This window comes from Salinimonas sediminis (assembly GCF_003429285.1).
Taxonomy (GTDB): Bacteria; Pseudomonadota; Gammaproteobacteria; order Enterobacterales; family Alteromonadaceae; genus Alteromonas; species Alteromonas indica.
This window is the reverse complement of the sequence record NZ_CP031769.1, coordinates 359,396-381,803: the sequence shown is the minus strand read 5'-3', so window position 1 is coordinate 381,803 and position 22,408 is coordinate 359,396. Positions and strand designations below refer to the sequence as shown.

At 48.7% G+C, this 22,408-nt stretch carries 19 protein-coding genes; 13 read left to right on the top strand and 6 right to left on the bottom strand.

The genetic code is table 11. The annotated features are described in order from the left end of the window. The first annotated feature begins 22 nt into the window (after positions 1-22). From D0Y50_RS01765 to D0Y50_RS01755, 3 genes are all read left to right on the top strand, one after another. Complete coding sequence (locus D0Y50_RS01765; protein WP_133175090.1) at positions 23-418, top strand: hypothetical protein; 396 nt, start codon at positions 23-25, stop codon at positions 416-418. Positions 419-1,184: 766 nt separating this feature from the next. Next, positions 1,185-2,060: an alpha/beta hydrolase family protein gene (locus tag D0Y50_RS01760; RefSeq protein WP_117315205.1), complete on the top strand. Its 876-nt coding sequence runs from the start codon at positions 1,185-1,187 to the stop codon at positions 2,058-2,060. Positions 2,061-2,342: 282 nt separating this feature from the next. After that, on the top strand, positions 2,343-2,900 hold the full coding sequence (locus D0Y50_RS01755; protein ID WP_108565679.1) for a TMEM165/GDT1 family protein: 558 nt from the start codon (positions 2,343-2,345) through the stop codon (positions 2,898-2,900). A gap of 55 nt (positions 2,901-2,955) precedes the next feature. Here the strand turns inward: D0Y50_RS01755 and D0Y50_RS01750 are convergent, their stop codons facing one another. From D0Y50_RS01750 to D0Y50_RS01735, 4 genes are all read right to left on the bottom strand, one after another. Further along, on the bottom strand, positions 2,956-4,269 hold the full coding sequence (locus D0Y50_RS01750) for a Na+/H+ antiporter NhaC family protein (protein ID WP_117315203.1): 1,314 nt from the start codon (positions 4,267-4,269) through the stop codon (positions 2,956-2,958). A 249-nt stretch (positions 4,270-4,518) separates the two neighbouring features. Beyond that, the gene (gene yghU / locus D0Y50_RS01745; protein WP_108565681.1) at positions 4,519-5,370 is read right to left on the bottom strand and encodes a glutathione-dependent disulfide-bond oxidoreductase; all 852 of its coding nucleotides are present in this window, start codon (positions 5,368-5,370) and stop codon (positions 4,519-4,521) included. A gap of 887 nt (positions 5,371-6,257) precedes the next feature. Then, positions 6,258-7,949, bottom strand: coding sequence for an NAD-dependent malic enzyme (locus D0Y50_RS01740; protein ID WP_108565682.1), 1,692 nt, complete (start codon positions 7,947-7,949; stop codon positions 6,258-6,260). 71 nt (positions 7,950-8,020) lie between these two features. Next, positions 8,021-10,663 carry a penicillin-binding protein 1A gene (locus D0Y50_RS01735; RefSeq protein ID WP_117315201.1) on the bottom strand — a complete coding sequence of 881 codons (2,643 nt, stop codon included), beginning with the start codon at positions 10,661-10,663 and terminating at the stop codon, positions 8,021-8,023. A gap of 142 nt (positions 10,664-10,805) precedes the next feature. Here D0Y50_RS01735 and pilM point away from each other — a divergent pair, with 142 nt between their 5' ends. The 10 genes from pilM to D0Y50_RS01685 all read left to right on the top strand — a co-directional run bounded on the left by pilM (position 10,806) and on the right by D0Y50_RS01685 (position 21,697). After that, the gene (gene pilM, locus D0Y50_RS01730) at positions 10,806-11,870 is read left to right on the top strand and encodes a type IV pilus assembly protein PilM (protein WP_108565684.1); all 1,065 of its coding nucleotides are present in this window, start codon (positions 10,806-10,808) and stop codon (positions 11,868-11,870) included. Then, positions 11,858-12,445: a PilN domain-containing protein gene (locus tag D0Y50_RS01725; RefSeq protein ID WP_108565685.1), complete on the top strand. Its 588-nt coding sequence runs from the start codon at positions 11,858-11,860 to the stop codon at positions 12,443-12,445. The genes pilM and D0Y50_RS01725 overlap by 13 nt, the downstream gene beginning before the upstream one ends. Beyond that, complete coding sequence (locus tag D0Y50_RS01720) at positions 12,442-13,059, top strand: type IV pilus inner membrane component PilO (protein WP_117315199.1); 618 nt, start codon at positions 12,442-12,444, stop codon at positions 13,057-13,059. The genes D0Y50_RS01725 and D0Y50_RS01720 overlap by 4 nt, the downstream gene beginning before the upstream one ends. After that, complete coding sequence (locus tag D0Y50_RS01715; protein WP_108565687.1) at positions 13,049-13,591, top strand: pilus assembly protein PilP; 543 nt, start codon at positions 13,049-13,051, stop codon at positions 13,589-13,591. Before D0Y50_RS01720 ends, D0Y50_RS01715 begins: the two co-directional genes overlap by 11 nt. Next, positions 13,584-15,353, top strand: coding sequence for a type IV pilus secretin PilQ (locus tag D0Y50_RS01710; RefSeq protein WP_408640672.1), 1,770 nt, complete (start codon positions 13,584-13,586; stop codon positions 15,351-15,353). Before D0Y50_RS01715 ends, D0Y50_RS01710 begins: the two co-directional genes overlap by 8 nt. A 271-nt stretch (positions 15,354-15,624) precedes the next feature. Further along, positions 15,625-16,143: a shikimate kinase AroK gene (gene aroK, locus D0Y50_RS01705; protein ID WP_108565688.1), complete on the top strand. Its 519-nt coding sequence runs from the start codon at positions 15,625-15,627 to the stop codon at positions 16,141-16,143. Positions 16,144-16,162: 19 nt separating this feature from the next. Then, the gene (gene aroB, locus D0Y50_RS01700; RefSeq protein ID WP_117315197.1) at positions 16,163-17,230 is read left to right on the top strand and encodes a 3-dehydroquinate synthase; all 1,068 of its coding nucleotides are present in this window, start codon (positions 16,163-16,165) and stop codon (positions 17,228-17,230) included. A gap of 62 nt (positions 17,231-17,292) precedes the next feature. Further along, the gene (locus D0Y50_RS01695; RefSeq protein WP_117315194.1) at positions 17,293-18,840 is read left to right on the top strand and encodes an SPOR domain-containing protein; all 1,548 of its coding nucleotides are present in this window, start codon (positions 17,293-17,295) and stop codon (positions 18,838-18,840) included. Between the two features lie 271 nt (positions 18,841-19,111). After that, positions 19,112-20,575 (top strand): sensor domain-containing diguanylate cyclase, encoded by a 1,464-nt coding sequence (locus tag D0Y50_RS01690; RefSeq protein ID WP_108565691.1) that lies wholly within the window; start codon positions 19,112-19,114, stop codon positions 20,573-20,575. Between the two features lie 276 nt (positions 20,576-20,851). Next, the gene (locus tag D0Y50_RS01685; protein ID WP_108565692.1) at positions 20,852-21,697 is read left to right on the top strand and encodes a Dam family site-specific DNA-(adenine-N6)-methyltransferase; all 846 of its coding nucleotides are present in this window, start codon (positions 20,852-20,854) and stop codon (positions 21,695-21,697) included. Here D0Y50_RS01685 and D0Y50_RS01680 read toward each other — a convergent pair. Beyond that, the gene (locus D0Y50_RS01680; RefSeq protein ID WP_108565693.1) at positions 21,694-21,888 is read right to left on the bottom strand and encodes a DUF2970 domain-containing protein; all 195 of its coding nucleotides are present in this window, start codon (positions 21,886-21,888) and stop codon (positions 21,694-21,696) included. The genes D0Y50_RS01685 and D0Y50_RS01680 overlap by 4 nt on opposite strands. Positions 21,889-21,890: 2 nt before the next feature. Then, complete coding sequence (locus D0Y50_RS01675) at positions 21,891-22,214, bottom strand: hypothetical protein (RefSeq protein ID WP_108565694.1); 324 nt, start codon at positions 22,212-22,214, stop codon at positions 21,891-21,893. Positions 22,215-22,408 lie beyond the last annotated feature (194 nt).

Below are 22,408 nucleotides of genomic sequence, written 5' to 3'. Positions count from 1 at the left end.
TCATACTTCGGGCGCTTATTTTATGAAAATACTTCACGTTTCTGTTCTGTGCGTTTTACTGGTACTGATGGCTGTATCCGGTTGTAGTTATGTTAAACAGCCTAACGACAAAAAAATGAATAAGCTGCTATCCGGTATGCCGGAGTATTATGCTAATGAAGCCTTCGGCAAACGGGATTTTCGCTTCTATGTTGTGCAAGATGGCAATAATATCAGCACCCCAGAAGTCCCCGCCTGTCTGGTGACCCGCTTTGGTACCCAGCAATTATCTAATGATACCTATACCCCTGGCTCGTACGCCTATGATAAGTACGCCGCCGTGGCCAGGGTATACGCCCGGTTCTTTAACCAGACGTTGCTGAGTTTGCTCAAAGAGCGCCAGTGGGATAAGTGTCAAGCCGATATCCCCGGCGTGTAATACGTAATTGCGCCTGCGTATATCAGCAGCATTGTTAACCGCCTTTTCACTATCTGGATGGGGCCTTTCAATAAGCTTGCTCAGCTCCCTCTGTGCACCTAGCGCCTAAGACCTAAGGCTTAAGGCTTTAGGCTTAAGTATGGCACGCCACTTAAGATCAAGTGGCTCTTCGCCCTCACTTATGGGGGGCTATACGCATTGTCGACCTGCAAAATTGAGAGGGGTTACGGGGCCGGGCACCGCCCCACGGTATGCGCCTTTAGCATACAACGGGTATCATCCCCCTTGTTGATTGATGCGCAGGTAACTGCCAGTAGGGTATAGCGGTCAGGCACGCTTCCTGCAATACTGCTGTGAAGAAAAATATGCGCGCATAAGTTTTGCCTGGCTCTTCCGCCTGAGCCCTACCCTCTTTCTATACCTGTTGTTTTATTACTTACTGATGATATGGCAGTGGAAGTCTATTGCGCAGCTATGTCCTTTTGCTTATCAATAACATGGACAACAGGGGGCTTAATTACCAAAGAAATCCGTTACAATAGCTTGCCACAGCCGTGCATTAGGGTCATTGTGGAGGGAATTGTCCCCAGCGCAGTCGCCTGGGAAAATAAAAAATCCTGCTCCAAGAAACACTTAGTTTTTTTCTTCTGTCCGGGCGTTTAAATCAGGAATTCTGATCCAAATCTGCTGTCTACAATGAACCAATTTGCTTGATAATTGACTACAGATAGCTTTTACTGGAGCGATGTATTTGTGAGGAATGTATATGCAAGAGCCCGTCACGCTCACTTGTGAAGATGGCTACCAACTATCCGCGACCCTGTTCCGGCCTACTACTCCCCTAAAGGGAGCGGTTTTAATCGCCCCTGCGACAGGTATAAAGCGGCAATTCTATGCACATTTCGCCACTTTTTTAACCAGTCAGGGGTTCGGTGTTTTAACTTTTGATAACCGAGGTATTGGTGATTCACTGTCTACCTCACTGCGCCGGTGTGATGCCAGCCTGGTGAGCTGGGGCCAACTGGATATGCCTGCCGCCTTAGATGCGCTTGGGGATTTTTTTCCCGACCAGCCTTACTTCCTGGTGGGGCATAGTGCCGGTGGGCAACTGGTAGGCTTAATGCCAAATGCCCACAAACTGGCTGCTTTTATTAACTTTGGCAGCTCATCCGGTTCGCTACGCAATATGCGCCGTTCTTATCGGTTGAAAGCGCATTTCTTTATGAATGTATTTATTCCGGTGTCCAACTTATTGTTCGGCCATACCAAATCTCATTGGGTGGGAATGGGTGAACCCTTACCTAAAGGCGTCGCCCGGCAATGGCGAGACTGGTGCAATGGTTCCGGTTATGTAAAAACCGAATTCGGCCGGGATATCCGTGATCACAACTATGATTCTTTGAAAATTCCTTCGAAGTGGATTATTGCCAGCGATGACAATATTGCCAATGAAAAAAATCTGCAGGAAATGATTGAAGTCTATGGTGGCAGTAAGTCGCGTAGTTGTGTGCTCTACCCTTCAGCATTTGGCTTGGATGGTATTGGCCATATGCGCTTTTTCTCGCGCCATGCCGAGCGATTGTGGCCGCTTATCACCAACTTTTTCGATGAGCACCTACATCCGTCGCCTTTTTTGGTCTAAACCCAAACAGTATTTACGCTGTGAATAACCACTGTTTAGCCAGCAAAATTGTACGGCTACAAAAGTTCCTATATACTAGCGTTGCTTCTTCAGGGGAGTAGCCGGCGGTATCGATGCTTCTATGCATTGGTACCGAAAGCTCATCAACATAGTTGCGCAAAAAAAGCGCGTGGTGAGTTTCTGACGTAAGTTCAGCGGCAAGACCTGAGGTATGCCAGCACTCCTAAGACGGGAGGGTGACTGGCTACCTTTGGTTTAACTCTCCCGTCAAGAATCCTTATCATGGAAGCGTTGTTTACCTCTACTGTCACCGTCGCTTTAGCCGAAATAGGCGACAAAACCCAGCTGCTAACGTTGCTGCTTGCCAGCCGTTTTCTCTCCCGTAAGGCTCTTATTAGCGGTATCGCTGCTGCAACGGTGCTCAACCATGGCATATCAGCCTGGTTAGGTAGTTATTTAGGCGCCTTAATTCCTACCTCTATTGCCAACTATGTTGTTGGTATTAGTTTTGTTGTGGTGGGTTTATGGCTACTGGTACCGGATAAGGATGAAGCAGCCACCGGTCGGTTCGACCACTTCGGTGCGTTTTGTGCAACATTTATCTTATTTTCGCTGGCCGAGATAGGCGATAAAACACAAGTGGCTACCGTGTTGTTGGGAGCCGAATACCATTCGGTATTGTGGGTCACAGTGGGAACCACCGTGGGCATGCTATTGGCTAATGTACCGGTGATCTATCTGGGCGAAAAACTCTTGTGTAGGCTACCTGTGAAATGGGTACAACTGATAGCAGCGGGGCTGTTTGTGGCGATGGGTATAGCCACTATGTGGTGGGGCTAGGCCCCAACCTTATGAGCGAACGTCCGAATGTGCACCTGGGCGCAGGGTAGCTCATTTACAGCGCATCTTTTACCGGCTGCGAAAACCGGGGCCAGCCAAAGGCAATGGATAATAGCCCGCACCCTAGTATCAGCATGGGATACCAACAATAGGGTGTAATGGCCAGCGGCGAAATACCGGCAATGGCAGCGGCGCTAAGCAACTGAGCGCCGTAAGGCACCATTCCCTGAAAACTACATGAAAAGATATCTAGCAAACTGGCCAGCCGACGAGGGTCAGCGCGATATTGCTGCCCCAGTTCTTTGGCGATAGGACCGGCGGTAACAATGGCTATCGTATTGTTGGCTGTAGTCAGATCTAAAAAGCTGACTAACGATGCAATGCTAAGCTCGGCGCCCCGTTGCGACTTCACCCGCTTTGTAAGGGCGCGCATCAGCCAGGCTATGCCGCCATAGGCTGTCATCAGCCCCACAATACCACCAATGGTCACTGCAATCAGCGCTAAATCCTGCATCCAACTCATGCCCTTTTGGATACTTTGCAACATTTGCAGCGGGGTAAAAGCGCCGTTAAATAGACCGGTCAGCGCCGCACTAATGATACCCATGGCCAATACCACAATGACATTCATACCTGCCAGGGCGCAGCCAATAATAATCAAAAAGGGCAGCACATTAAGCAGCTCAACCTCTCGCTGTGCGAGGTGTTCGGCGGCGCCGGCATCAACATTAAGTAAAAGTAAAACGGTGATAATCGCCGCAGGCAGTACGACCAATATGTTAGCTTTAAACTTGTCGGTTAACTTAACCCCCTGGCTACGGGTGGCAGCGATAGTTGTATCTGATACAAACGACAAATTATCGCCAAACATCGCGCCACTAACCACAATTCCCAGCACCATAGGAACGGACAACCCTAAGCTTTCTGCCACCCCTATCCCAATAGGCGAAAGCGCAGTAATAGTGCCCATTGACGTACCCATCGAAAACGAAATGAAGCAGCAAATAACAAATAAACTGGGGAGTATCCATGCCTGAGGCACCAGGTTTAACGCTAAATTCACCGTGGCGTCTCTAGCCCCTATATCGATAGTAAGGGCGTAAAATGCTCCCGCCATTAAAAATATCATTACCAATAAAATAATATTTTTATTACCGCCACCTTCGCAGAATATTTGGACCTTTTGGCCCACCGTCAGGCGTTGGTGTGGTGGATTCAATAACAGGCCAAACCCAGCCGCTATCATAAACCCGGTGAGCACCGGCATGGCCGTAATATCGTTAGTAAGAATACCGGTTGTTAAAACCAGTAAGACAAACATCAATATGGGGGTTAGCCCCCATGGATTGGGGGTAACAGGCTTATCCATGGTTAGCTACTGCCTTTTGTTCGGGATAATGTACAAGCCGCCGAAGATTAGCTTAATCGAACCCGGTTGCAAGCAAAATCTTAGCTCGATTTACTCTGAATTATACCGACCAGTGTGGGGTAAACTGCCGTCAGTAGGTGAGGCTTATGGTTATGGCCCAATAAAAAAGGCTGTTACCATAGGTAACAGCCTGGATGTACCTCGCTGCCCAGTATAAACAGGGCAGCGCTAAGGGCTTAACAGAGAGTTTTATTGTAACGCGGCGTCAATATCTGCGGCGCTATGGCGCTCAGCCAGTGTTGCACCATCGCCCCAGAAGCGGTTTACCACCACACCACGTTTCACTGCTTCACGCTCACCGATAGCCTTGGCCCAGCGCACTACATGCGTATATTCGTGCACCTGCAAGAACTCAGCCGCGTCATATAGGTTGCCTAATACCAGGTTGCCATACCAGGGCCAAATTGCCATATCAGCAATAGAGTATTCGTCACCAGCCATATAAGTATTATCGGCCAGGTGCTTATCCAATACATCCAGCTGACGCTTGATTTCCATGGTAAAGCGATCGATAGGATATTGCATACTATACGGCGCATACGCATAAAAATGGCCAAATCCGCCTCCCAGATAAGGCGCAGACCCTACCTGCCAGAACAACCAGTTACGGCATTGCGCCCGGGCCGTTGGCTCGGTGGGGATAAAGACATCAAATTTTTCCGCCAGGTACTGCATAATAGCGCCTGATTCAAATAACCGTAGCGCCGGGCTCACACTATTGTCAGTCATGGCAGGGATTTTAGAGTTAGGATTAACGGCCACAAAGCCAGAAGAGAACTGATCGCCATCACCGATAGCAATTGGCCAGGCGTCATATTCGGCCTCTTTAATTCCCGCCGCTAACAGCTCTTCAAGCATGATAGTGACTTTTTGGCCATTCGGGGTTGCCATAGAATAAAGCTGTAAGCCATGCTGGCCCACCGGAAGGTTTTTATCGTGGGTTGCTCCCGACACCGGTCGGTTAGTTTTAGAAAACTTGCTGCCGTCTTCTTTTTCCCATTTCCACACTTTCGGTACGGTATAGTCGTCTTGATTGCTCATGCAAACTCCGGTTGGCTGTAGAATAACAGCGATCATTACGTTGCACAGGCATTTTGGGTTGGTTTAAAACAATAAAAAAGCACCTCAAAGAGGTGCTTTTGGGAAGAAAAGGCGAGCCTTCCATTGCTCGCAAAGCGATATTATCGGTAACGCTCATCCTATGGCTGAAGATAGCCTGTCAGCGTTACCAACGAAATTTGAATGCACTGGGTTACAGGAAAAATGACGATACCCGAAGATGCTGTACACCAAGTGTTATCAAACTTTATGCCAATAATGTTTTAGTCAAATAAAACAAAGCTTTAAGATAAAAATTGATAATTGTACCGCGCGCTACCGTGAAGAATTGTTGCAGTCCTGCAACACATGCATGTAAGAAAGTAATATATTTATATTTATAAATGTGGGACTAGAGCATTTATTGCGCGCTCCTGCATATTTTAACAACATAAGTTATTGATAAAAGGCTATATAGCGTAATTAAGCACATTTAAAGAAACATTTTGTTAACAATGTATTTTTTAATATAAGCCGTAAAATCATATAGATAACGAAATATTCTTATTTACCGGGGATAAAAAGTCTAACTTTCGAGCAATTGTTGATGATTTACTATTTTTGTAGCAATTTACAGACGCTTTCTATTTCCCTGCATAAAATTGGGGTCAATGTAATTCCAGGCTAGGTAGGAAGGTTTAAGCGCAGGCATTTCAGCACGCGAATTTATGAACATGGTGCCGCAGGTGGGTAAAGTTGTACGCTAAAACCACGGTAGGGAGCCGCGAGCCTGGAATTGACCTTATCATTCCCGGCTTTCTTCCCAGTCCCTGGCTAACGCAGGGTCTGGGTCAAAAAAAAACGGGCCTGTAGGCCCGCGTGCATGATGACTATATACTGACCCGTTTGTAAGGCCGGTATTCCGGTCGCCAGAAATGCCGGTTGATGCTTTCCTGCAATGCCTCTTCGGTCATTTCCAGGGCTAAATCCTGTTCCATTGCCACTCGTGCCACAGCATAAGCAATTTGGCGGCTGAGATCGGCAATTTGCGTTAACGGCGGCAGTAGTTCGCCCGTTCCGGTATTTGCCAGAGGAGAAGCCGAGGCCAGCGCATTACTGGCAGCCATAAGCATTTCGTCACTGATTAGGCGTGCCTTCCCGGCAATTACGCCTAAGCCGATGCCAGGGAATATATAGCTGTTATTACATTGCGCAATGGGATAGGTCTTCCCTTTATATTCTACTGGTCTGAACGGGCTGCCAGTGGCAATAACGACATCGCCATCAGTCCACTCAATGACCTGTTCTGGTCGAGCTTCTACTTGCCGCGACGGGTTACTTAACGGGAAAATAATCGGCAGTTCGCAGTTTGCTTTCATCGCCCGAATAACCTGCTCGGTAAACAAACCGGGCTGCCCAGATACCCCAATCAATATATCCGGTTGCGCGCAGTTAACCACATCAAGTAACGATGCGTACTCCCCGCTGAAGGTCCAGTGCGCCACGTCCTCTATCCGGGCAGCTAAACGCTGCTGGAAGTCGCGCAGGTTCGCCATGCCATCCGTCACCAAACCAAACCGATCGACCATAAATACCTGACGGCGTGCCTGGGCATCGCTCAAGCCTTCTTTACACATCTGCTGAATAAGCATCTCGGCAATGCCACAGCCTGCAGAACCCGCCCCTACAAATACAACTTTCATCGCCGACAAATGCTGATTTTTCATGCGGCAGGCAGCTAAAATGGTGCCTAGCGTAACAGCTGCGGTGCCCTGGATATCGTCATTAAAACAACAAATTTTATCGCGGTAACGGCCGAGAATCGGCATCGCATTAGGTTGTGCAAAATCTTCAAACTGAATCATCACTTCGGGCCAGCGACGTTTCACGGCCTTGATGAACATATCAATGAATTCATCATAATCCTGCTGGCCAATACGGGGATGGCGGGCCCCCATATACATAGGGTCATTCAACAGCTTTTCATTGTTAGTACCAACATCCAGCATAACCGGCAGCGTATATGCCGGGCTAATACCGCCGCACGCGGTATATAGCGAAAGTTTACCAATAGGAATTCCCATGCCGCCAATACCCTGGTCGCCCAGGCCGAGTATCCGCTCACCGTCGGTTACCACAATCACTTTAACTTTACGCTTAGTAGCGTTGCGTACTATGTCGTCGAGTTGATGCCGCTCTTCCCAGGATACAAACAGACCGCGCGAGCTACGATAAATATCCGAAAACTGTTCACAGGCATCTCCCACAGTAGGAGTATAGATAATCGGCATCATTTCTTCGATATGCCGTTGTACCAAACGATAAAACAGGGTTTCGTTATTATCCTGAATCGCTCGCAAATAAATGTGTTTATTGAGCGGATCGTCAAAGGAACTGTATTGCATATACGCTCGTTCCACTTGCTCTTCAATGGTTTCAAAGCGCGGCGGTAACAAGCCGGTCAAGTTAAATGAGGCGCGCTCTCTGGCAGTGAAAGAGCTCCCTTTGTTAAGCAGTGGCGTTTCCAGCAGGGAAGGACCGGAATGAGGAATATATAGGTATCGGTTTTCGTCTTGAGACATTCTTATTTTTTCCGAATATTATTTATGTGCGGGCAACATCATGCCCGCAGCCTGCTCGGGTACGCAGCAAGTTAAAAAATTTCCTCTGGCTCAGGCGTACGCTTGGTGTCCTCCTGAGCGGGATCGTTTATCTGATCGTCTAAAACATAGACGGTGGGCTCTGTGCCCTTTACGAAATACTCGAATAGTGTCGTATGGTCTGTACGCCGGGTCAACTTTCCACTGGTACGATCAATGCGCACCCGGACCATATCCGGCGGGGTAGGTACCCGGGCTTCCGGCACGCCTTCCAGAGCCTGCTGCATAAACCGTATCCATGCCGGCTGGGCAGCATGAGAGCCGCTTTCGCTACCGATCATCGCATTGCCCATCCAGTTAAACCGCTCGGGGTTGCGATTAATCAGATTCTGGTTTCGGGTCGCCCGGCCAAGGTTGCGGTTCATATCATCAAAACCGACCCACGCTGTGACCACTAAATCTTTTTGAAAGCCTGAGAACCAGGCATCCCTTGAGTCGTTAGTCGTCCCGGTTTTACCTGCCAAATCATTGCGCTGTAGTATATTTTTGGCTCGCCAGCCGGTGCCCATCCAATAGGTCTTTTTACTCCAGTTACCATTTGCCTGAACCCCGGTATGCATCATATCGGCAACCAGGAAGGCATTCTGGGGGGTGATAACCTGAGGCGCTGAGCGCTTGAAAGCGGGCGGATTATTAGTACTTTGAGCGCGGGTATTAACATTAACCCCCAGTACTTTGGCTAAGCGCGCTTCTTTGTCGGACTGCTTAGCCGTGTCGAGCACCGGTGCTTCGGCATCATCACAAGGATCGCAGGCCCATACTGGCTCTGCCTGCCACAGGGTTTCGCCTTGTTCGTTCAATACCCGGTCTATAAAGTAAGGTTTAATTAGAAAGCCGCCATTGGCGATAGTCGCCATTCCACGTACTACTTCAAGTGGCGTGTGCGAGCCAGAGCCCAGTGCCAATGTTTCATCCCGTGGTATATCTTCGCGTTCGAAGCCGAAACGTTCCAGATAAGTGGCCGTTTTATTTAATCCCACGCCACGCAACAATCTGACCGATACCACGTTTTTCGATTTACCTAAGGCTACGCGCATACGAATAGGGCCATCATATTCAGCCGGTGAATTTTTCGGCCGCCAAGCCACCCCGGTGGCTTTATTCCACTGGTTAATTGGCGCGTCATTAATAATTGACGCTACCGTATATCCGCTATCTAACGCTGCGGAATAAATAAACGGCTTAATATTCGAGCCCACCTGGCGTTTGGCTTGAGTGGCACGGTTAAATTGGCTTTGATAAAAACTATAGCCTCCTACCACTGCCTGTACTGCGCCATTGTGAGGGTTAATCGCAATCAACGCGCCACTGGCCTGGGGCATTTGGGCAAGCCGCCATTGGTCGTCTTGCTGGCGAATGTAAATTACTGCCCCAGGCGCTAAAATATCACTTGCCAGTTTGGGATCATTGCCTTGCCGGGAGTCGGTTATGTAAGGACGGGCCCAATCCAGGTTGGCCCAATCAAGAGTGTGGGTATTTCCATCTACATCCATCACTTTGGCCTGTTGTTCACCTACCTGGGTGACTACCGCCGGCACCAACGGTGCTATGCGGGCAACGTTTGCCAGGGCCTCGAGTAGTTCAGGTTTAGTCCAGTCCGCACGTTCCGGGCGAGGTTCAATAACAAAGCCAGAGGTATTTTTAAAGTCTTCCGGCGCCGCCCACAAATAGCCCATCGGGCCACGGAATCCATGGCGTTCATCATAGTCGTGTAAATTCGCTACCACCGCCTGCCGCGCCGCTAGCTGCAAATCCGCCGGCGCGCTGGCATACACCTGATAACCGCCAGTTTCTGCTTCTTCCTTGCCATACATCTCGACCATTTCAGAATAAATAAGGTCAGCCAGGTAGGGAGCATGCGTTTCTATCTCTGCGCCGTGTTTGCGGGCGGTTACCGGTTCGGCCGCTGCCGCGCGAAATTGCGCTTCGCTGATTAACTGCTCATCGAGCATTCGCAATAAGACTACTCGGCGCCGCTCGATGGAACGCTGGGGCCCGCTAATAGGATTGAGTACCGACGGCGCCTTGGGTAGGCCTGCCAGTGTGGCCATTTGCGCCAGGTTCAGCTCTGCCAAGGTTTTACCGTAATAAACTTGTGCGGCGGCGCCGAAGCCAAATGCGCGATGCCCTAATTCCACACGATTCAGATACAGCTCAAGAATTTCACGCTTGCTGAGCACCTGTTCCATATGAAAGGCGATAAAAATTTCTTTGACCTTGCGGATGTAGGTTTTTTCGCGGGTTAAAAAGAAGCCCCTGGCTAACTGCATAGTCAAGGTGCTGGCACCTTGCTGTTTTTCACCGGTCAGAATCAAATTCACTACCGCCCGGGTCATGCCGATAGGGTCTATACCATAGTGATCATAGAAGCGGCTATCTTCAGTGGCGAGCACCGCATCGATCATTTGTTGCGGAACATCCTCAAGTTTTACCGGAATCCGCCGTTTAACTCCATACTGGGAGATCAAACTACCATCCTGCGTATAAATACGCATAGGCGTTTGCAGTCTTACGTCCTTCAAGACAGTAACACTAGGCAAATCAGGTTTGATATAAAAATAAATACCAACCAGCGCGGCAGAACCGACCAGGGCACCAATAATGACAAGTATAAAAAAGGTTTTTAATAACTTCACGAAGACTTTAATACCGAGGCAAGTTCGCCTATTTGATTTATATTCTATACATACGTGCTTTTATTAGAACCCTAGAGTTCAAAAAAAGTGCGTATCATACTAATTTAGAGCTAAAAAAATTTTTTATCACTGGTTGGATCCAATGAAATCGTTGTTAAAGAAAAAGCTGCCGCTTATTGTGGGCCTTGATATAGGCACCCGTCAAATCAAAGCGGTACTTATAGAAAAAACAGGCGATACTTACACGTTGCAGGGATTTGCATGCGAGTCGATTAACAAGGTCGCTTTCAATGAACGGGAAATTCGTGACTACGAAGCCGTTAGCCTTGCATTGAAGAAAGTCCAGAATACCTTGAAAGCGAAAACCAAGCTGGCCGCTATTGCGGTGTCCGGTACGTCGGTGATTAGCAAAGTGGTTCATATGGAACCGGATCAAACCGATTTTGAACTGGAAGGCCAGATTGAAATTGAAGCCGACAGCTTAATCCCCTATCCACTCGAAGAAGTCTATCTGGACTTTGAAGAATTAGGCGCTAGCAAAACTCACTCTGGCAAAGTCGATGTGCTGCTCTCTGCTGCCCATAAAGATTTGGTCGATAGCCGAATTACGCTGGTACGTGAAGTGCCGCTGGAACCAAAGGTCGTAGATATTGAAGGCAATGCACTAGGCAATGCCCTAGCGTGTTTTTATCCTTGCCCGCCCGATGAACGTGTTTGTTGTATCAATATCGGCGCATCTCTACTGCAAGTGTGCGTGTGGGAAAATCAACAGATTGTCTATTCCAAAGAGCATAACTTCGGCATGGGTATGCTGGTCCAGGATATCTCGGTTATCCAGATGATTGAACGCGATGAAGCGGAGCGCCAGTTATTAAGTGGAACCTTACCCGCCGGCTGGCAACACGAAACCCTGCCGGTATTTACCGCTAACCTGGTTCAGCAAATTAACCGCGCCCTGCAAATGTATGTCAGTACCACCCACGCGCAGCGCCCGACGAAGCTATTACTGGCCGGCGGGGGCGCCACATTACCGCCGCTAACTGAAGCGTTACAGCTAGACCTGGGCATTGATATTGAAATATTTAATCCGTTTGCCGAGATGGTGGTCAGTGACAAACTGGATACCCAACGTTTGGCCCAGGTATCCGCGCAGCTAGCCATTGCTGCCGGGCTTGCCAGCCGGAGTTTTGATTCATGGCACATATAAATTTACTGCCCTGGCGCGAACAGCTGCGTCAGCAGCAAAAGCAGCATTATATTGGGACCCTGGGCCTGGTTGCGCTAATTGTAGGCCTGATTTTTTGGCTGATTGGTCAAGCCATCGACCAGCAAACCGAAAACCAGAACCGGCGCAACAGTTACCTGCAACAGGAAATTGGCCTGCTGGATGCGCAGATAGCCCAGATTCAGAAAATTAAAGAAAGTAAAAACGCCATTGAGCAGCGCATGGCGCTAATTGGCCAATTGCAAATCAGCAGGAATGTGGCCCCTAAGGTGTTCGATGAACTGGCTCGTATCGTTCCTGCCGGCGTCTCATTTAAAACGCTGAATCGTACCGGCAACCTGATTACCATCGAAGGCATTAGCGATTCCAATAACCGGTTGTCAGATTTTATGCGTCGGCTGGAAACCTCCGAGGTGTTTTCTGCCGGTGACCTGTCATCAATTGTGGCAGATACCACCGCAGCTGACGCCATGAGCGGCTTCAAGCTAACCTTTCATATCAGCCCGGATGTAGCGCCAGTGACCGCACAGGATACTGCGCAGAAGGGGAAAGCATGAAGTTTGATGTAGCTAAACTCAAAGAATTAAACGAGCTGGACTTTGAACAGGTAGCGGTATGGCCTAAAGAAGTCAAAATTGTGGTGGCATGCTTTGTGGCCATATTAATTGCCGGCCTGAGTTACTGGTTTGTAGTTAAACCTAAACTGCCGGTATTAGATGCTGCTGAACGCAAAGAAGCCGAACTTAAGCTACAGTTTGAAGCTAAGTACCGTATTGCGGTAAACCTGGAAGCTTATAAAGAGCAACTTGAAAAGATTAAAAAAGACTTCTCTTCTATGTTGCGCTCGTTGCCTACCAGCAATGAAACACCAGGTCTGCTGGACGATATTACTTATGTTGGTACCTCCTCAGGACTCACCTTTAAATTGCTGAACTGGCAAAAAGAAGTACCCAAAGAATTTTACACCGAGTTACCTATTGAAATGGAAGTCAGTGGCGGATACCACAATTTTGGTCACTTTGTATCAAAAGTGGCGGACCTGCCGCGCATTGTTACTTTGCACGACTTCACCATAGAGCAGGATGACAAAAGGTTGCATTTAAGATTGCAGGCCAGAACTTATCGCACCGCGTTGACGACTGACCAACAGGAGGCCAAAGATGCGCAGTAAACTGTTTGCTTGCCTGGTATCGGTTAGCCTGCTTAGCGCGTGTGCTCCGCAATTAGATGACTTAACCCGCTATACAGCTGAAGTTAAACAAAATACCCGAATTCAGGTAGAGCCCTATCCGGAGTTTTCATCGCAGCCGGCCTTTAAGTATACCGGAGATGAACGTCGCAGCCCGTTTGTGCGGCCCACCGACCGTTCTGAACCTATGATGACAAAAACCCAAAGCAACTGCCTACAGCCAGACTATGATCGAAAGAAAGAAGCACTGGAGCAGTTTGGTTTAGATGCCCTGTCATACACCGGTAGCTTTAAAAGCCGCGGCACCCACTGGGTGTTATTTAAGGCCACAGATGGAAGCTTGCTAAAAGCCCGAAAAGGCAGCAGGATTGGCCTGTTTTACGGAAAAATCACAACAATTGGCCGCGAAACGGTCAAGATTGAGCAGTTGCTTCCCGACGGCGCAGGATGTTGGCAGCGTGAAGAAACCACGCTGACCCTGGCGTCGTCACCAGGAGAAAATAATAATGTCTGAGCGATACACTATGAAGACCTCTTTTGCAGGAGCCAGGTTATTTAAGCAGCTAGGAAGCTGCGTGCTGGCTTGCGGCTTATTGGCGCAAAGTATTTCTGCGGTCTACGCCCAACAGGACCCTGTTTTGCTGGACCCGTATGCCCAAACCAGTCAGGGTTTTAACAATGTTCTGACCAACATAGATTTTACCCGCAACAACAAAAATGTTGCGGTAACGCTTATCAGTTTTGAAAACAGCCAGGTTAAGCCACAATTGGTGGAAGCCCAAGGCCAGCTGACAATTACGTTACCCGGGGTAAAGCTGGATGAAGAACAGTTTGTGGCACTGGATGTCAGTCAGTTTGGCACGCCGGTCACGCAGATTGAGAGTTTCCAGGACGATAACGCTGCGCGGCTGGTTATCGACTATATTGACCCGGTGTTTGCCCGTCACCAAATGACTGACGGCGGCTTACGGGTAGAAATTGAGCCTATGACGCGTGAAGAACAAGAAGAGCTTAATACCCAGACTAAGTACACCGGCAAACCTATCTCGCTGGATTTTCAAGACGTCCCCGTGCGCCAGGTTCTCCAGATTATCGCTCAGGTGAATGACTTTAATTTGGTAACCACGGATACAGTAACGGGCAACGTAACTATTCAGCTTGCTGGGGTACCGTGGGATCAAGCCCTGGAAATGATTTTAAAAATTAAAGGTTTTGATAAACGTCTGGAAGGTAATATTTTACTTGTTGCCCCTGCCGAAGAGCTTACCGCCCGGGAAACTCAGCTGCTACAGTCGCAAAAACAGGTGCAGGACTTAGCCCCCCTGCGAACCGCGAATATTACGGTAAACTATGCCAAAGCCGAAGCCATGGCATTTATTTTGAAATCACAGGAAGGTGGTATTCTTAGTGATCGCGGTTCGGTCAGTGTAGATGAACGAACTAACACTTTGCTGTTACGTGACACTCAGGCCTCTATCGACGAGGCGCGCAGTACAATACAGGTCTTAGACATTCCGGTTAAACAGGTATTAATTGAATCGCGCATGGTGACCGTACGAGACAGTGTGGGCGAAGAGCTAGGGGTACGGTGGGGCGTAACTGATCGGGACGGCGATTTGACCGTATCAGGTTCATCTGATGCAGCAGATGTGGCTGCCTCAGGTATTGTGCCTTCGGTTGATAGCCGCATGAACGTATCGTTGCCGGTATCCAGTCCGGCCGGTAGAATAGGGTTTCAGGTGGCAAGCTTGCTCGATGGGACTATTCTTGATTTAGAATTGTCGGCTCTGGAGTCGGAAAACAAAGGCGAAATTATTGCCAGCCCGCGGATTACCGTGGCTAACCAGCAGGAAGCTTATATTGAGCAGGGTACAGAAATACCCTATGTTCAGGCGACCTCATCGGGCGCAACCTCAGTCGAGTTTAAAAAAGCCGTACTGAGTTTGAAAGTAACGCCCCATATTACACCAGATAACCGGGTAATTTTAGATTTAGTGGTTACCCAGGATACCCGCGGTGAAACAGTAGATACATCTACCGGACCGGCGGTGGCGATAGATACGCAGGAAATAAAAACGCAGGTTTTGGTAGAGAACGGCGAAACTGTTGTGTTGGGCGGAATTTTCCAACAGTTGAACACTGATGATACATCAAAAGTGCCATTATTCGGGGATTTACCCTTTATTGGACGATTATTTAAAAAGACCTCGACGGAATATGAGAAGCGTGAATTGCTCATCTTTGTGACACCAAAAATTGTGACAGAAAGTCTCTAGCGGCAGTTTTTTCCTCAAAAGGCACCTTGAGGGTGCCTTTTTAATTTGTAACTTGCTTTAAATTCAAATAGTTACAAAGCTGGCGATTAAAACTGCAACAAAACTTGCATCGTCATGGATGAAACTGAGATAATCCCGCTCTCGAAAATTTAGCGAGGTTTTAGGAGTGGTGCTTATAAAGCAAGTCTATAAGCACGCGTAAATGGGTGGGCAAAGAAGGCTAGACAGACGCACTACCCTCAACATAATGAAAGTTGTGATATAAGCAAATATGGCTGAAAAACGTAATATCTTTTTGGTTGGCCCGATGGGCGCAGGCAAAAGTACCATTGGCAGACACCTGGCAGACGAACTTCACCTGGATTTTTTTGACTCCGATCAGGAGATCGAGCGCCGCACCGGTGCTGACATCACGTGGATTTTCGACTTAGAAGGTGAAGAAGGCTTCCGTAAGCGCGAAGAGCATGTCATTAATGATCTGACCGATAAGCAAGGTATTGTGCTGGCCACCGGCGGTGGTTCTGTTATGAACAAAGCTGTTCGTAACCGCCTATCTGCGCGCGGAATTGTTGTTTACCTGCAGACCACAATCGACAAACAAGTGGCTCGTACACAACGGGACAAGCGTCGTCCATTGCTACAAAATGGCGAGCCCGAAGCTGTACTGCGTGAGCTGGCTGATACTCGCAACCCACTGTATGAAGAAGTGGCTGACTATGTAATTGATACCGATGACCAGTCTGCCCGTGCAGTAGCAAACCAGATTATCAGCAAAATTGGTCAGTTCTAGATAAACAGGAGATACGCTCATGTCGACGCTGCAAGTGGATCTTAACGAGCGTAGCTATCCCATCCAAATAGAAGCCGGTCTGCTATCGCAGGCTGGCTTTTTTGTGCCCTATATAAAAGGGCCGCTGGCGGTGGTGGTTACCAATGAAACCGTAGCGCCGCGTTACCTGGATAAGGTAATCGCTGCCTGTGGTGATAAACAGGTAGAAACGATTATTCTGCCCGATGGCGAACAATACAAATCGCTGGAGCAATTTGGTCATGTGATGACCCGTCTGCTGGAAATGAACGCAGCCCGCGACACCACCTTAATTGCCCTAGGGGGCGGCGTAATAGGCGACTTATGTGGCTTTGTGGCAGCCACTTATCAGCGCGGCGTGCCGTTTATACAGGTCCCCACTACCCTGCTCGCTCAGGTTGACTCTTCTGTGGGCGGCAAAACAGCGGTGAATCATCCGTTGGGTAAAAACATGATCGGCGCATTTTACCAGCCAATTCTGGTGGCCATCGATTTAACTACCCTGCAAACCCTTCCCGCACGCGAATTTGCCGCGGGCATGGCTGAGGTTATTAAGTATGGCATTATTTACGATGCTGACTTTTTTGCCTGGCTTGAGCGCAATACAGCGTCCTTACGCGCACTTGATACCGCCACGCTGGCCTATGCCATTCAACGCTGCTGTGAAATAAAAGCTGAGGTCGTTGCCCAGGATGAACGCGAAGGTGGCTTACGTGCAATTCTTAACCTGGGCCATACTTTTGGCCATGCTATTGAAGCGGAGCAAGGTTATGGCAACTGGTTACACGGTGAAGCAGTTGCTGCGGGAATGGTAATGGCATGTCAGGCTGCCGCTGCGCTTAGCTGGCAGACCCAGCAACAAGTCGAGCAGGTTACTGCTTTAATCAAAGCGTTTGAGCTACCGGTAGACGGCCCCGTTACTATGTCATTTGATGCGTATATGCAACATATGCGCAGAGACAAAAAAGTGGAGGCGGGCAACATCCGCTTTGTATTGCCCCAGGGGATAGGAAAAGCGGTAATTACAAAGGATGTCAGTGACGATATTCTGCGTGCTATAGTGGGCTAACAGACGTATTTTCCCTGCCTGGTAATGTTATCGTTGCTGGCAGGGTATTGAAGGGAACGCGCATGCACTCGCAATTGCATGAACGATTAGAATATCTGGTGAATTTTTCCTCACAGCTGATTTTTGTCAGCGGGGATTCTATTGCCCAGCAACAAAAAACCCTTGAAGCATTTGTTTTCAACCAGCACGATGAAACGGACATTGCCTATCTTACCGCGCAACCTGCGCTGGAATTAAGCGACTACCGCCGCCAGCTTTGTCGCCAGCTATTAGGGCAGCTTGTCGGCAGCTATGTCAGGCCGCTAAATGAGCTATTGGCAGAGCTTAATACCCATAATGGTCCTATTCTTATCACCATTACCCAAGCTGAACACCTTCCCGATGCACTGTTGCAGGAATTGTGGGATTTAGTGCTGCAAAGCCGTTTTGCCAGTAATAAGCAACATTTGAATGTGTTGCTATTCGGCCAAAGCGCCTGGGCTGAAAACGCTAAACAGTGGTTACCGGCCAAAAATTCAGATACACCTCTGCTTATTAGCAGTCAGTCGGTGATGGCCGAACAAGGCGGCACGGATCTGGATAGAATGATCGTTAAACGCCGCGAAGCCTTCCACGAACATTTGTTAAAGCGTCAGCAACTGGATAACCCAGTAAAGACTAATCGATTAGCATCTCCATGGTTTTGGGTTAGCGCTACGTTAGTATTTTTGGTCAGTTTTACTGCCCTGGTGGCTTGGCAATACGGCAGCGATATCAGTGCGCTGTTTCAACCGCTGGACAGTCAACCACCTCAGGTAGAGGAGCCCTTGGCGCTGCCCGGCTCAGCGTTTAGCGAACTTACCGAGAGCGCTGCGGCTGGAACGGATAGCGCCGCGGCTGAAACGAATAGCGCCGCGGCCCAACTAGATAGCTTCCCAACATCAACGGCGCAAGCCGACCAACCGGCGATAACGGCTGATAACAGCGATGCCTCGGATAGCATTGCCGGTGATACGCAGCCAACCCGGCCAGCCTCCGTTAGCCAGGATACGCCGCTAAGCAACAATGCCCGGGTATCATCCTGGGCAGCACAAATGGATGCCTGGGATAAGCGGCCCAAAGAGGCTCAGCATAACCAAACCGGGAACGAAATGGACACGGCCGCCGCCCCGAATCAAACGCCAGCCACCCGCTCAGCGCAGGTGTTGCCGGCTGCGTTGGTGAAGCAGGCTCAACAGCTCAGCGCACAGATTGCAGCAGCTGCCCCCCTACCGCAGAACCCGCCCGGTCCCAACACCGCACCGGTCCAGCCAATGGCGACAGAACCACAGGTAGACAATGCACGCCTGTTACAGGCGGTGACGGCCGAAGACTATGTAGTACAACTAGCCGGGCTGAAGGACGCGACTCTGCTGCGTCAGTTTGTAAGCGATTACCGCCTGGGAGAGCAAGTATGGATTTACCGTACCCAACGATACGGTGGCCCATGGTATGTACTGTTATTTAAACAGCCCTTTGCATCGGTGGCAGAAGCGCGCAGAGCAATCCCGCTATTACCTGACTTTCCGCGCAAAAACGAAGCCTTTGTAAAATCGGGGGCTCAGATATTGGCCGAAATATCCGCCCAATAATAGTAATGCCTTGCTAAATAAGGCTTTTTTATTATATAAATAGAATGTGTATTTTCTTATATAGATGAATCTACTGCATATCTGCGACGTTGTGCGCCAGTATCCCGCATTTAGCAGCAATTTAATGCATTTAGTCTGATCAATTTCACAACGTCTTCGGTATACATTCCAATATTAATAAAAACGGATGAGCAGTATTCTATAGTCCGCCTGGTGCTTATAGCCAAAATAATGCATTAGTTGTCGGCTAGGGAACGCCCAATTTATTACCATGCAAAAGTACTCATTATTAAGTTCTGCACCGCACAGGTTGCAATACGGCATTCTTGCTGTCTTGTCGCTGAGCATTCTGGCGGGCTCAATTTGGGTGCTGCAGATCGCGCAGACGCCTAGCATCCCCTCTTATGGGTTCTTAGGAGTTTATGGTACCTCGGTATTCATATTCGAACTTATCTCCGCCATTCTGCTGTTTGCTCATTATCGGCAAACCAAACTACTTACCTTTGCACTACTAAGCATGGCCTATTTGTGGGTGGCACTATTAGCGCCGTTTCAAATATTTTTACTTACCGATAGTTTGGGCCAATTTTCGTTGGTCACCGCATCAAACGGAGATGCAGCCTGGTTGTGGATTGCGTGGCACATCGGTTTTCCGGTACTCGTTGCTGCCGCGATGCTGGTTAACGGCGATTATTCATTGAAGGTGCGCAGAGTATGGCTGTGGGCAGCAGGTTTGTTCGGAACCCAGATAGCGGTAGCCACCTTACTGTTATTGGCCACACTCTTGTCCTGGTTTGCTTTACCCACCCTTATCTCTCCAAGCCGCGACTTTTCCGATAGTCTGTCCTTAGTCTACGGACCACTGGTAATGTTTAGTTGTGCACTGGCGTTAACTATCGTGGTGGTGAAAGGCAAATTTGAAAATGTGATTTATTCCTGGCTTGCCGTCGCCATGCTGGCAATGTTGTGCGAAAGCGTAGTGGTCATTTATTCAGGTTCACGGTTTAGTTATGGCTGGTACGCAGCCCGTGTGTTAAACATTATTTCCTCGGCTGCCGTGGTGGTGTCTCTGCTTATTGAAAACATTAAGCTGCAATATAAAGTCGTTGAGCAGAACAGTACTTTAAAACGCATGGCCACAATGGACGAGTTATCCGGCCTGGCCAACCGGCGGGAATTAGATGAACGCTTAAAAGCCGAAATTCAGCGGGCAATGCGTGAGCGTACACCTATCAGTCTGATATTGGCAGATGTCGACCGGTTCAAAAAATTTAATGATAATCATGGTCACCTGGTGGGTGATTTGTGCCTCAAGCACGTAGCAAGTTGTCTGCAGCGCAATATATTACGGCATACTGACTTGGCCGCGCGATATGGCGGCGAAGAATTTGCTATTTTGTTGCCTAACACCCACGAAGAAGATGCCGCAGACCTTGCCGAGCATGTGCGTAAAACAATTGCCTACTCGCCTATTGTGATGGATAACGGCAAAATATTATCGGTTACCGCCAGCTTCGGTGTTGCCACCCTCATCCCCAATGCCGCCAGCGATGCAACTGAATTATTGAGAACAGCAGACAGTGCGCTTTATCACGCCAAAGAGAGCGGCCGAAACTGCGTTCAGCGTCCCCCGCAAAGTTGGCATAGCCATCGTGATGAGCTTGAACAAAAAATTAGTGCTAATGCCCGTTATTTGCGCAGCGGCACTGCGGTTAAATCTATTAAAGCCGGCTAGCCACCTTTCTTTTTAGCGATTAAATTGCGAGGGAATAACCAAAATCCTTACTTGTGAGATAAGTAATCCTTCTCAAAAGGCTTTTGCTGTTGTCGCGATCGTTGATGCCGGATACAATCACCGGGTAGGTATTGTGTTGGTCTGCTTTGTCTGACTCTTTTTAAGCGCTGCACCTTTTTGCTGATAACATCAGTTTTTCCGATAACATCAGTACATTTAGCTACTGGCGGCACGTAAACAGCGGCTTAGACTGCGTGTAGGTATTATTCAATCACCATGATGCAAAAGAAAAACCGGGCTTTCCTGAAGTGGGCCGGGGGTAAGTACAGTCTGGTAGAGCACATTAACGCAAAGTTACCACAGGCCAACAAGCTTATTGAGCCGTTTGTCGGTGCAGGCTCTGTGTTTTTGAACTCCGATTTCAAACATTACCTGCTCAACGATATTAATCCGGATTTAATTAATCTTTACAATTTGCTCAAAGCGCAACCTGAGGCCGTAATTCACGACACCAGTCGTTTTTTCACGCCCGAATTTAATCAGGAGGCGAATTACTACGCCTTACGCGATGAATTTAACCGCACCAGCGATGAGTATTACCGGGCTATCTTATTTGTTTACCTTAACCGCCATGGTTACAACGGCTTGTGTCGCTATAGTTTGGGGGGCAGGTTCAACGTCCCCTTCGGCCGCTATAAAAAGCCATACTTCCCGGCGGCTGAAATGCACTATTTTGCCGAAAAAGCCCAACGCGCAACATTTACCTGCTTATCTTTTGAAAAAGTGTTTAGCCGAGCGCGTAAGGGTAATGTAATTTACTGTGACCCTCCTTATGCTCCCATTAGCAAAACCGCTGCATTCACAAGTTATTCGGCCCGTAGTTTTGGGATGGATGCTCAGAGCACTCTTGCCCGATTGGCTGCGCAAACCTCAAAAACTCGTGGTATTCCCGTGCTTATCTCCAATCACGACCTACCGATAATTCGACAACTATACAGTAACGCGGCATTTACCCCGTTAACGGTAAAGCGTTCAATTAGTCAAAAGGGAAATATGCGTAAACCGGTAGCAGAAATACTGGCGTATTTTGCGCCTCATGAGTTGCCGCGCTCGCGCCGTTAAGCAGTGATATACCTTACCAGCGCTAACAAACCGACAATCAGCAAAATAACAAATACAATGCCGGTAATCACATAAGGCACAATACTCGTGTTGGAAAAGTCTCGTTGGTAATTATGGTGACTCTGCACGCCAAAGGCACTGGCCAATACACTTAATACAACCGTGAAAAAGCCTGCTTTAGTGGAAGCCATGACTAACGGGAAGGGCCAGAGGAAAAGCGGTTATCACTATGGCCACCGTCAAGCAGCTCAAGTAAATCCAGAAAGTGAAATTGATAAGACCGAGACTGACCCTGGACCCATTGCTGCCAGCTGATGGAGGGGGTATCAAGACAATCGGGCGAAGCCTCTGCTACCTTAGCAGCCGGTAGTTCGAGGTGCATATTTTCAAGACAGGCGTGGTTATTGGCGGGTAGCATAAATGCGCTAAACATCCATACCGCACCAGTGGTAGCAGCAACGGCCATTATTGATTTAGTGCGAGCTTTGGTCACCATGAGCCTGACATTATCGTACATTATTTAAGCTCATTATAATCTCCTGGCGCTTAATCACAAGGCTTTGTTGCGCTTGTTTTGGCCAGTATATGTCCTTTTATACTGCAAAGCACGAACCCACGCTCGTGCATGGACACAGGTTTTTATTACCCGTGTTAGCGCTAACCCAGCGCCCCGTCCCTGCTGATAGCCCGAACCAAATGCCCTAGCCAGGC